This is a genomic window from Saccharibacillus sacchari DSM 19268, assembly GCF_000585395.1.
In the GTDB taxonomy this organism is placed as follows: domain Bacteria; phylum Bacillota; class Bacilli; order Paenibacillales; family Paenibacillaceae; genus Saccharibacillus; species Saccharibacillus sacchari.
This window is the reverse complement of record NZ_KK073875.1, coordinates 5,963,260-5,975,828: the sequence shown is the minus strand read 5'-3', so window position 1 is coordinate 5,975,828 and position 12,569 is coordinate 5,963,260. Positions and strand designations below refer to the sequence as shown.

Annotated in this window: 8 protein-coding genes; 7 read left to right on the top strand and 1 reads right to left on the bottom strand. The window is 51.7% G+C overall.

All coding sequences use genetic code 11. The features are described from left to right. Window positions 1-22: 22 nt before the first annotated feature. Window positions 23-982 (bottom strand): glycosyltransferase family 4 protein, encoded by a 960-nt coding sequence (locus SACSAC_RS26030; protein WP_037291460.1) that lies wholly within the window; start codon window positions 980-982, stop codon window positions 23-25. A gap of 187 nt (window positions 983-1,169) precedes the next feature. On the opposite strand from SACSAC_RS26030, the gene SACSAC_RS26025 reads away from it, so the two are divergent. The 7 genes from SACSAC_RS26025 (at window position 1,170) to SACSAC_RS25995 (ending at window position 12,552) form a co-directional block, all read left to right on the top strand. Further along, a complete protein-coding gene (locus SACSAC_RS26025) occupies window positions 1,170-2,981 on the top strand; it encodes a sensor histidine kinase (protein ID WP_037291459.1) in 1,812 nt (603 codons plus the stop codon). Then, complete coding sequence (locus tag SACSAC_RS26020) at window positions 2,981-4,564, top strand: response regulator (protein ID WP_037291453.1); 1,584 nt, start codon at window positions 2,981-2,983, stop codon at window positions 4,562-4,564. The genes SACSAC_RS26025 and SACSAC_RS26020 overlap by 1 nt, the downstream gene beginning before the upstream one ends. Window positions 4,565-4,836: 272 nt before the next feature. Continuing rightward, window positions 4,837-5,832 carry an ABC transporter permease gene (locus tag SACSAC_RS26015; RefSeq protein WP_037291452.1) on the top strand — a complete coding sequence of 332 codons (996 nt, stop codon included), beginning with the start codon at window positions 4,837-4,839 and terminating at the stop codon, window positions 5,830-5,832. A 13-nt stretch (window positions 5,833-5,845) separates the two neighbouring features. Continuing rightward, the gene (locus tag SACSAC_RS26010; RefSeq protein WP_037291449.1) at window positions 5,846-6,754 is read left to right on the top strand and encodes a carbohydrate ABC transporter permease; all 909 of its coding nucleotides are present in this window, start codon (window positions 5,846-5,848) and stop codon (window positions 6,752-6,754) included. 168 nt (window positions 6,755-6,922) lie between these two features. Next, complete coding sequence (locus tag SACSAC_RS26005; RefSeq protein ID WP_037293810.1) at window positions 6,923-8,620, top strand: ABC transporter substrate-binding protein; 1,698 nt, start codon at window positions 6,923-6,925, stop codon at window positions 8,618-8,620. Window positions 8,621-9,018: 398 nt separating this feature from the next. Beyond that, the gene (locus tag SACSAC_RS26000) at window positions 9,019-10,749 is read left to right on the top strand and encodes an ABC transporter substrate-binding protein (protein ID WP_037291447.1); all 1,731 of its coding nucleotides are present in this window, start codon (window positions 9,019-9,021) and stop codon (window positions 10,747-10,749) included. Between the two features lie 69 nt (window positions 10,750-10,818). After that, window positions 10,819-12,552: an ABC transporter substrate-binding protein gene (locus SACSAC_RS25995; RefSeq protein WP_037291446.1), complete on the top strand. Its 1,734-nt coding sequence runs from the start codon at window positions 10,819-10,821 to the stop codon at window positions 12,550-12,552. The last annotated feature ends 17 nt before the right edge of the window (window positions 12,553-12,569 follow it).

The following is a 12,569-nucleotide window of genomic DNA, read 5'->3' as shown; positions in this document are numbered from 1 at the left end:
CACGATACGCGTGCACGGCCTTTTAAACGGGCAGCAGTACCAGAATGATCGAAGACAAGCTCAGGCACACGCTGACCAAGCACAGAACGAACAAAACCTGCTTGGGGTTCAGACCGGTTGAGAGCAGTCTGTAGTGGATCTGCGAAGCATCGGCTTCGTAGATTTTTTTGCCGTTCTTCAGACGTTTCAATACCACGAAGATGTTATCGAAGATCGGCACGCCAAGCGCCAGGATCGGTACGAGCAGCGAGAGCATCGTAGCCTGCTTGAAAGCGCCGTCCAGAGCGATAATCGCCAAAATGAAACCGAGGAACGTGGCTCCCGAGTCTCCCATGTAGACCTTGGCCGGAGGCTTGTTATACTTCAGATAAGCCAGACCCACGCCGACGAGGCTGATCGCCATGATCGCGGAATCGCCGCGCTGCTGGGCAATAGCGACTACGAACAGCGTACCTGCCGAGATCGTTGCCAAGCTGCCTGCAAGACCGTCCAAGCCGTCCGTGAAGTTGATAACGGTCGTAACGCCGAAAATCCAGAGCAAGGTCAGCACCAGCTGAAGCCATTCCGGCAGCACGACATAACTATCCGTGAACGGATTGGAGAAGCCGGAGAATCGAATACCTGCCAAGTAGACGAGCAATGCGGCAAGCAGCTGCACGATCAATTTGGGCAATGCGGGAAATTCGCGTTGACTGACCTTATACCAGTCATCGACTAGGCCAATCAATAGAATGAGCAGCGAACCGCCGAGTACGGCAGCGGATTCTGTAGGCGTCATGTCAGTAAACAATATGTAAGTGGCAGCAAATCCGGCGAACAAAGCAATTCCCGCCATCAGCGGAATCGGTTCACGGTGCAGTTTACGTTCGTTATCCGGGCGCGGCTTGTCGACAAAATCGAGTTGCACCGCCCATCTGCGCAAAACGGGAATCAAAATCAAAGCGACCGTCAGCGATAATACAAAAGCGGCTAAATAATACATAAACCCTCCTTGAAAGGATAGCACTGTTGTCAGTATAGTCCGCTTTGGCCGAATTCGCAATGGAAGACAAGCTTGCATGCGCATGAACAGCCGCCGCGTTCTGTGTTATGATGAGAGAGGGCCGCAAGGCGACCGGTAAGGCGAGAAGCATCGAGAATCGCCTGATGCGCGGAGGATGAAGCATGTGATGAGAAGTGTGACGAAACCCTTTGTCAGATGGTTGAACGACATGAAAATCCGCAATAAGTTGATCTTTTTTTATGTAATCGTTGTCATGATCCCGGTATTAATAGTGGGTCTTATCGTTATTCAATATTTCAGGCAAGATGCGTTAGAGAAGGCCACCGAGCAGACCGAGAACAACGTGCAGCGAATCAAGACCCAGATCGAGAACCAGCTCAACGTGCCGATCAGCGTATCCAACCAACTTTTATTGGATCGGGATATGGAGCGTGTCGCGACGACTATTTATTCCGAAGACAATCCGATCGAATTGGTGAATGCTTATCGCAACTATACCGACTTTACGAATTATGTCCGGGCCTATAGCGAGATTCAGAGCATCCAGTTGTTCACGGACAATCCGACCTTGCTCGATAATCTGCAATTCATGAATGCCAATAGCGAAGTCCGCGCCACGACTTGGTACGAGCAGGCTATGAAGGAACGTACGATTTACTGGATGTACATCAATGACATGAATGATCCGAGCATGTCGGCAACGAAGCAGTTGAGCCTGGTCCGGCAAATTTTTTTCCCCAATACGGGCAAACGCAGCGTGCTTGTTATTCAAGTGGATACGAACTATCTGAATGAACTGCTGAGCCAAGAGCCGTTCGATACGATGGTCGCCGATAAGGACGGATACATCGTGGCGGCCAAAGACCGGACGTCGATCGGGAAAACGCTGCGCGATATGGGATTCGAGGTTGTGGTGGGTGATACCGAGCAGGAGCAGACGTTTGACCGTGCGATCGAAGGCGTGGATTATCAGGTCTCGATCAACACACTCATTCCCGATTCCAGCAAGAGCGGACTGACCATCATATCGGCGTTCTCGTCGGCGAGCATCGTGCATGACGCGAATCGGATTGGTTTGATCGGAACGGGTTTGATCGCTTTTATTCTATTAATGGCGTTGCTTGCGGTGTACTTCAATTCTCGCCTGATCAGCTCGCGTCTGAATAAATTGAACCGCAATCTCAATCGGGTGGCGGAAGGCGATCTGGATACGGTATCCCGAATCGACGGGCATGACGAGATCGGCCAACTGTCGGAGCAATTCAATTACATGGTCGTCAATATCAAGGAACTGATGAATCAAGTCTATGAAGCAAGCGAAGCGAACAACCGTCTGGAAGTGATGCAGCGTGAGATCAAGCTCAAGATGCTCGCCAGTCAGATTAATCCGCACTTTCTTTTTAACGCGTTGGAATCGATACGAATGCGTGCTCATATTCAAGGGGAAAAGGATATTGCGAGAGCCGTTCAACTGCTCGGCAAGCTGATCCGCCGGAATCTGGAGCTGGGCAACCGCCATACGTCGCTCAAAAACGAGCTGGACATGGTCCGCTCTTATCTGGATATCCAGAAATTCCGTCACGGCGACCGTCTGCATTACGAGCTATCCGCAGGGGAAGATACGCTTGACGTGATGCTGCCGCCGCTTATCGTACAACCGCTAGTCGAAAACGCTATCGTCCACGGCTTGGAAAACAAGGAAACAGAAGGCGCCGTGATCCTGCACGCGGTCCGGGTGGGCGAAGAAGTGCTGATCGACGTGGTGGATAACGGAGCCGGCATGACGCCGGAGCGGCTCAGGCAGGTCGAGGAATCGATCCGCGAAAAGGAAGAGAGCGAAGACAGCCGCATCGGGCTTCGCAACGTGCATCAGCGGCTGGTCATGACTTACGGGGAAGAGTGCGGATTGCGCATTTCGAGCGAGCTGGGCAAAGGAACGCAAATTTATTTCAAGATACCCGCCGGGAGGGACGAATGATGTATAAAGTGCTAATCGTAGACGACGAGCCGATGATTCGGGAAGGACTGCGTACGATCGTCGATTGGGGGTCGGAAGGATTCGAGATCGTCGACACCGCATCCAACGGCAAAGAAGGGCTCGAAAAATTCGGTCGAATCGAGCCGGACCTGACCATCGTCGACATTCGAATGCCGGGGATGACAGGCCTTGACCTGATCGAGCGCGTGCGGAAAGAAAACTCGACCGCGCACTTCCTCATTCTGAGCGGCTATGCGGAATTCGATTACGCGAAGCGGGCAATCGTCAGCGGCGTCAGCGGATATCTGCTGAAGCCGGTTGACGAAGCGGAACTGCTCGACGAGCTGCGTCGGGTGCACGAGCTGCTGCAACGGGAAAAGGAAGCCCGCAGCGCCCGTATGGAGCAGGAGGCGGCTCTTCCGAAGGCGCAGCTGGTCGAAGAGCTGCTGTTCGAGGATGATCCGCAAGACGAGGAACATCGGGAAAAGCTGGTGAACGCGCTCGGACTTTCGGCTCCGGCCTACCGGATCGTCCTGCTTGACGCGCATGGCGGCGCGGAGACGGAGTCGCGCCAACATGCGGTATTCCGTCAACGCCTGAAGGAATCTTTTGAAGAAAAAAACGGGGATATCCTGTTCTCGGCAGGTTCGCATATCGGACTTCTGCTTGTTCGCCAGAATCATGCGGAGTGCGGGGACAAACTGCGCAATCAGTTGACGGAAGCGGCAGGAGAACTGGAATTCCATGCTTCCTGCGGGCCGGCTGTGGATCATCTGCTTGAGCTCTCCGCCTCTTTCCGGGAAGCCGAGCATTTGCTGCATGCCCGTTTCTTTTTCGAAAATGGCTCGGTTATCGATCCGGCCGCCTATCAGGCTCTGTTTGCAACCGGGAACGCGGATGAACTCGACTCGGAATCCGAAGACGGCCCGCAGCTCGGAGACAAGCTCTACTATGCGCTGGACATTCGCAGCCGCGATGCCGTGGAAAAGGTACTGGCCGAGCTCGAACAAGAAGCGGTAAGCCGGAGAATGGACGAGGCTGCGGTACGGGGGGAATATTCCCGGACGCTGTCGCTGGCAATGGGGAAATTGTCCTCCGGAAGCTCTTCGGCGGCGGAATTGGCTCAAAACTATCACAGCCTGCTGCTCTCGGACGTCAATCAGGCACAAAGCTACGGGGCGCTCAAGCAGCAGGTGCATACCCGTTTCGGCGAGTTGATCGACCGTTTCGGCGGCGCGAACAAGGACACGGTGCTGAAGCAGATGATCGATTTCATTCGTCGCAATTACAGCGAAAATTTGAAGCTTGAGCTGTTGGCCGAAATGTTCGGTTACAACAGCGGCTACCTCGGCAAGTTGTTCAAAAATTACACGGGCGAGTATTTTAATGCTTTCGTTGACAAGGTTAGGGTCGAAAAAGCGAAAGAATTGTTGGCGCAAGGCCTGAAAGTGCATCAAGTGGCGGCGCGCGTCGGCTATTCCAACGCGGATTATTTCCACTCGAAATTCCGGAAATACGTAGGCACGTCGCCTTCCGCGTACCGCAGCGAGGCGCACGGAGAGCAGCAAAGCGGCGAATCTTGAGTATGATCGGGGGCGAAGCGGGCTTCGAGCCGATCTGACAAATTTCGAAAAAAGCTGAGTCGTTATGCAAAGGCAATCTCTAATTTTCAGGGGACAGGGTGAATGATCGGAGGAACAATCTCTGATTTTCACCCTATTTTTTTGCGAATTTTGGGGGTGGGCGTTTTCCATGTCTAATTTTCGCATGATTTTGTCTAAAATTCATAGGGTATGCGCTTTCAAAGAAAACGCTTATCATAAAAACATAAAGGAAATCAGGAGGGGTTATAGAAATGGGAACGCTCACACCAGGCGGTAATTCCAACAACAACCCGGGTACTCCTGCCAAGGACCCACTCGCTGGTAAGCGCTTTAAAACACAAGGCTTCTGGCGAACGGCTCTTCAGCAAAGGTACCTGTATTTAATGTCATTGCCTTTCATCATCTGGGCATTTATCTTCAGTTATCTGCCTCTATGGGGATGGACGATGGCCTTCCAAGACTTCAAGCCGGCCAAAGGATTCTTCGAACAAAAATGGGTCGGATTTGAGCACTTCGTCGAACTGTTCTCGGATGACCGCTTCTATCTCGCACTTCGAAATACGCTGGCGATGAGCGTTATGGGCCTGGTTGTAGGCTTCGTAATCCCGATCATCTTCGCAATCCTGCTTAACGAACTTCGCGGCATGATGTTCAAACGTTTCGTGCAAACGGTCTCTTACCTCCCCCACTTTGTATCTTGGGTCGTTGTAGCAGGTCTTGTTACGAAAATGCTTTCGACACAAGGCGGCGCAATCAACGATTTGCTGGTCGGGCTTCATATCATTAACGAGCCTATCCAGTTTATGGCCAAGGGCGAGTGGTTCTGGTACATTGTAACCGCTTCCGACGTTTGGAAAGAAATGGGCTGGAACACGATCATCTATCTGGCTGCCATCACGGGTATCGACCCCGAGCTGTACGAAGCTTCCCGCGTCGACGGAGCAAGCCGTTACAGACAAATGTGGCATATCACGCTGCCGGGCATCCGGACCACGATCTCCGTACTGTTCATCATGCAGATCGGTCACTTGATGCAGATCGGTTTCGAGAAACAAATGCTCCTCGGCAACAACTTGGTGCTGGAATACTCGCAGGTGCTTGAACTGTACGCGTTGCAGTACGGGCTCCAAATGGGACGCTTCTCGTACGGTACCGCCATCAGTATCTTCAACTCCGTCGTCAGCGTAATCCTGCTGTTCACGGTAAACGGCATCTTCAAAAAAGTATCCAAAGAAAGCATCATGTAAGGGGGGAACAGTCATGGCAGCACCTAAAGCATTCAACGCCACACGCGGCGATAAAGTATTCGACGTCGTCAATATCATTCTGATGTCGCTGGTTCTGATCGTTACGCTGTATCCGTTCCTCAACGTATTGGCGATCTCGCTCAACGAATCGAACGATACGGTAAGAGGCGGCATCACGATCATTCCGAGAGCCTTCACTTTCGAGAACTATCAGCAGATCTTCCAATACGAAGGACTGATCCGCGGTCTGTGGAACTCGATTCTTCGTACCGTGATCGGTACCGTGTTCGGCCTGATCAGCGCATCGATGTTGGCCTACACGCTCAGCCGTCCCGACTTCCAGGCCCGTAAGTTCACTTCGACTTTCCTGGTTGTCACGATGTATGTCAGCGGCGGCATGATTCCGGTCTACATCCTGTTCCGCGACCTGGGCCTGCTGGGCTCGTTCTGGGTCTACATCCTGCCGGGTATCGTCAGCGCCTTCAACGTTATCGTCATTCGCTCCTTCATGGACGGTCTGCCGTATGCGCTGCAAGAATCGGCGAAGCTGGACGGCGCAAACGATCTGACCATCTTCTTCCGAATCATCTTGCCTCTGTGTAAGCCGGTACTTGCGACAATCGCATTGTTCCTGGCGGTCGGACAATGGAATTCCTGGTTCGATACGTATCTCTACAACGGCAGCCATCCGGAGCTGACCACTCTGCAATTCGAACTGATGAAGGTCCTGCAAAGTACCCAACAGGGCGGCAGCGGTCAAATGGTCAATGCGAACGACATGGCTTCCAAGATGACGCAAATCTCGCCGGAATCGATTAAAATGGCGATCACCATCGTCGTTACCGTGCCGATCCTGATCGTGTATCCGTTCCTGCAAAGATACTTTGTTAGCGGCATGACGCTGGGTGCGGTAAAATCGTAAGATTGTTGTTGTAATGCGTTAGGTATTTACGGGAGGCTTCGGCCTCCCGATATACAAAGGGCGCTTTGCGAAATTCGCTATAAGCCTATTCTTGAGAATTTCGATGAAGTGATCCATATAGAGAAAAAAGAATATTTCAGGGTGATTGAAAAGGGAGGTTTTTTTAAAGTGGTAAGCAAAAAAGCAAAATGGGTAGCACCGGTTGCACTGGCATCCATCGTAGGTCTGACAGCATGTGGCGGCGGTTCCGGCGATAGCAGCTCCGCAGCAGCGGACGTTGAATCGGGTCCGATCGAATTCAGCATGTTCAGCGCGGATTCGAACAGCAACTGGGTAGGCATGAAAGACAAAGTAGGCGCAGCTATTACCGAAAAAACAGGAGTGACGCTGGCAGCCGAATACGCAATCGGCGGCGACACGCAAAAAGTATCCCTGATGGTCGCTTCGGGCGAGTACCCGGACCTGATCATGCCGAAAGGCGACACAAGCAAACTCGTCGAAGCGGGCGCGCTGGTCGATTTGACGGACCTCATTGAAAACTATGCTCCGAACATCAAGAAAATGTACGCTGACGACATGAACCGTCTGAAATACAGCAAAGAAGATCAGTCCATCTATATCATTCCGACTTACACAGGCGTAGGCCAAACTTCGTTTGATGCAGGCGGCGGTTTCGAATTGCAGCTGGAAGTACTGAAAGAACTCGGCTATCCGGAAATTCGCACGCTTGACGATTACGAGAAAGCCATCAAAGAATATTATGCCAAGAACCCGACCATCAACGGACAGCCGACTATTCCATTGACGCTGAACGCTGACGACTGGAAAATCATGATCGGCGTAACGAACCCTGCATTCCAAGCAACGGGCCTGCCGGATAACGGCGAATTCTACATCAACCCGGAAACGTACGAATCCCAACTGCACTACAAACGTCCGGAAGAGAAAGAATACTTCCGTTGGTTGAACAAAATGTACAACGAAGGTCTGCTTGATAAAGAAACCTTCACGCAAAAAAGCGACCAATATCTGGCGAAGATTTCCAGCGGACGCGTTCTGGGAACGATCAACCAAGAGTGGGATTACTCCGAAGCGGAGAACGCGCTCAAAGGTTCGAGCGATCCGGTCACGCAAAACCGTATCTTCGGTCACTTCCCGGTTACCCTTAGCGAAGAATACAAAGACCACTCCTTCATGGATGTCGGTTTCCCGGGCGGCTACGGAATCGGTCTCACGACCAATCTGAGCGAAGCCGAGCAAATTCGCGCAATCAAATTCCTCGACTGGCTGGCATCCGACGAAGGTCAAGTGCTGGTACAATGGGGCATCGAAGGCGAACATTACAACGTGGAAGACGGCAAGCGCGTTATTCCGCAAGAAATTCAAGACCGCAAAACGAATGACAACGTCGCGTTCACGAAAGAAACAGGGATCGGCATGTACACCACCATGTCTCCTCACTACGGCGACGGCGTACAAGACGCGACGGGCAACTACTACACGACAAACTTCCCTGAGCAGATCCAGAACGCGTATACGCAACCGGAAAAAGACGCTCTGAAAGAATACGGCGCGACGACTTGGAAAGACCTGTTCCCGGCGGCTGACGAACTGGGAACAAGCGCTTGGGGCGCAGCGTACAACCTGCCTGCACCTACCGACTCTGCTTATACGGTAGCTTTCCAAAAATCGCAGGACATCGTGCGTAAACGCATTCCGGAAGCTATTCTGGCTCCGGCCGCACAGTTCGACGGCATCTACGACGGCATGATCGAAGAACTGAATTCCGCGGACATCGTGGAAATGGAAAAGATCTTCACGCAGCAAATCAAAGATACGGTTGAACTGTGGGGAACAGGCAAGTAATTAACGGCCTGAAACAACATAGAATTTAAAGAAAAAGGACCCTTTTAAGGGTTCTTTTTCTTTTTCGTACAAGAATAAACATTTGTGTTGACAAAACGTTTTCGGAGTATTATATTCTTACTGTAAGCACTTACATTATTAAATGAAGCAATTATTCAAGCTTTGTTCGAAAACGCTTTTTATTTCATTTCCCTAACTAATAAAAACGGGTTAAAAAAGCAGCCGAGCGAAGCTAAATTATTTATTAATAATGTAAACGCTTTATATGACAAGTAACACAAGAACTGAGGCACTCAGAATGTCAACGGAAGCATCTGAATGTCGACTTACATCGGTATAAATAGGCATTGCCTGTTATACACATATATAAAATCCGTCCTAAAGGGGGATGTAGATTTATGAAAGGGAATACAAAAAAAATAGCGGCTCTGCTCATGACAAGTACGCTTGTTGTAGCAGCAGGGTGCGGTGGCGGCACTGAGACGGCAACGACTACGCCTGCAAGCAACGATAAAGGTACAACGGCGGCTGATGCAGCACCAAGCACGGAACCGGTAGAATTCTCGTTCTTCGGCGGCGACGCCAGTCCGAACTGGACCGGCATGCAGGATGCCGTGGGCAAAAAGATTACCGAAAAAACAGGCGTTTCGTTGAAGGCCGAATTCGCGGTTAGCGGTACCGACCAACAAAAAGTCGCGCTCATGATCGCTTCCGGCGAATATCCTCAAATTATCTTCCCTAAAGGCGAAACCAGCAAGTTGGTCAGTGCGGGTGCCATGGTGGACTTGACCGACCTGATCGACAAGCATGCGCCGAACATCAAGAAAATCTACGGTCCATACATGAACCGTTTGAAATTCAGCAAAGAAGATCCTTCGATCTACACGATTCCGACGAATACGATGGTCGACAACACGGCATTCGATGCAGGCGGCGGTTTCGAAGTGCAGCTCGCGGTGTTGGAAGAACTCGGCTACCCGGAAATTCGTACGGTCGAAGATTTCGAAAACGTGCTGAAAGAATATTATGCGAAACACCCGACGATCGACGGCCAGCCTACCATTCCTCTGACGCTGAACGCCGACGACTGGAAAATCATGATTACCGTTACCAATCCGGCCGTGTTCACGACTGGCGGGGGCGACGACGGCGAATTCTATATCGATCCCGAGACCTACGAAGCCAAGCTGCACTACAAGCGTCCCGAGGAAAAGGAATACTTCCGCTGGCTGAACCATATGTACAACACAGGCCTGTTGGATAAAGAATCCTTCACGCAAAAAGACGACCAATACAAAGCCAAAATCGCAAGCGGACGCGTACTCGGTCTGATCGATCAAAGCTGGGGATACGGCGAAGCCGAAAACTCCCTGAAAAGCGCAGGCAAGTACGAGCGGACTTACGGCCATTTCCCTGTTACGCTCACGGAAGAGTATAAAGACCCTTCGTTTACCGATATCGGCAACGGTTCCGGTTACGGCGTCGGTTTGACGACGGCTCTCAGCGAAGAAGAGCAGGTCCGCGCGATTCAATTCTTGGATTGGATGGCTTCCGACGAAGCGCAAATCCTCAACAACTGGGGTATTGAAGGCGAACACTACACGCTGGAGGACGGCAAACGCACGATCCCGGCTGACGTGCAAGACCGCAAAACGAACGACAATGCAGCCTTCACGAAAGAATCCGGCATCGGCCTGTACGCTCCGCTGTCCGTGCGTTACGGCGACGGCGTAAAAGACTCGACCGACAACTACTACACAACGAACTACCCTGAGCAAATCACGGCAAATTACAGCGAGCCGATGAAAAAAGCGCTGGCTGCTTATGACGCTACGACTTGGAAAGACCTGTTCCCGGCCAAAGACGAATTCCCGGTTAAAAAATGGGGCGCAGCGTACAACCTGCCGTCTCCGAGCACTCCGGATTTCACAGTGCCGTTCCAAAAGTCGCAAGATATCGTGCGCAAAGCAATCCCGGCCGCGATCGTAGCAACGCCTGAACAATTCGACGGCATTTACGATCAGATGATCACGGATCTCGACGGAAGCGGAATTCCCGAAATGGAAGCCTTATACACGCAAATGATCAAAGATACCGTCGAATTGTGGGGAAGCGACACCGCGCAGTAATCATCAGGCATCAATAGCTTCATCAAAAATAAATGATTGCACAATTTCAAACTCAAAGGGGTGCAAGTGATGGTACAGAAAAAAGGGTTGAAAGCGGTAGCTTTGTTGAGTGCTTTGGCTGTAGTGACGGCAGGATGCGGCGGCGGTGGCGAAACCGCGACCCAGACGCCTGCAAGCACGGATTCAGGTACCAAAACGGAAACGGCAGCAACTGACGCAACGCCTAGCACGGAACCGGTAGAATTTTCGTTCTTCGGCGGCGATGCCAGCCCGAACTGGACCGGCATGCAGGACGCGGTAGGCAAAGTCATCACGGAAAAAACCGGCGTATCGTTGAAAGCCGAATTCGCGGTCAGCGGCACCGACCAGCAAAAAATCGCACTGATGATCGCTTCCGGCGAGTACCCGCAAATCATTTTCCCTAAAGGCGAGACCAGCAAGCTGGTTGATGCAGGTGCTATGGTAGACTTGACCGATCTGATCGACAAGTATGCGCCGAACATCAAGAAGATCTACGGTCCGTACATGAACCGCCTGAAATTCAGCAAAGAAGATCCTTCGATCTACACGATTCCTACAAACGCGATGGTCGACCAAACATCGTTCGACGCGGGCGGCGGTTTCGAAGTGCAACTCGCGGTGTTGGAAGAACTCGGCTATCCTGAAATCCGGACCGTTGAAGACTTCGAAAAAGCGCTGAAAGATTACTATGCGAAAAACCCGACGATCGACGGACAACCTACGATTCCGTTGACATTGAACGCGGACGACTGGAAGATCATGATCACCGTAACAAACCCGGCCGTATATGCGACAGGCGGACCGGATGACGGCGAATACTACATCAATCCGGAAACCTATGAAGCGAAACTGCACTACAAACGCCCAGAAGAAAAAGAATACTTCCGTTGGCTGAACCATATGTACAACACGGGCCTGCTGGACAAAGAATCCTTTACGCAAAAGAACGACCAATACCTGGCCAAGATCGCAAGCGGCCGCGTACTCGGACTGATCGACCAAAACTGGAACTATCAAGAAGCCGAGAACTCCCTCAAAGGCGCAGGCAAGCACGAGCGCACTTACGGTCACTTCCCGGTTACGTTGACTGAAGAGTACGAAGATCATTCTTTCGTCGACATCGGTAACGGCTCCGGTTATGGCGTAGGTCTGACAACGGCGCTGAGCGAAGAAGAGCAAATCCGCGCGATTCAGTTCATCGACTGGATGGCTTCCGACGAAGCGCAAATCCTCAACAACTGGGGTATTGAAGGCGAGCACTACACGCTGGAGGACGGCAAACGCACGATTCCGGCTGACGTGCAGGACCGCAAAACAAACGACAATGCAGCCTTCACGAAAGAATCCGGCATCGGCCTGTACGCTCCGCTGTCCGTGCGTTACGGCGACGGCGTAAAAGACTCGACCGACAACTACTACACAACGAACTACCCTGAGCAAATCACGGCAAACTACAGCGATGAGATGAAAAAAGCGCTGGCTGCTTATGATGCTACAACTTGGAAAGACCTGTTCCCGGGCAAAGAAGATTTCCCTGTAAAAGCATGGGGCGCAGCGTACAACCTGCCGGCTCCAAGCGGTTCGGACTACACGGTTGCTTTCCAAAAGTCGCAAGATATCGTGCGTAAAGCGATCCCGGCGGCAATCGTGGCAACGCCTGAACAGTTCGACGGCATCTACGATCAAATGCTGACGGATCTCGAAGGCAGCGGCATTCCGGAGATGGAAGCTACGTATACGCAACTGATCAAAGATACGGTAGAAGCTTGGAACGCTGAATAATATCGCTTGATTTGTGT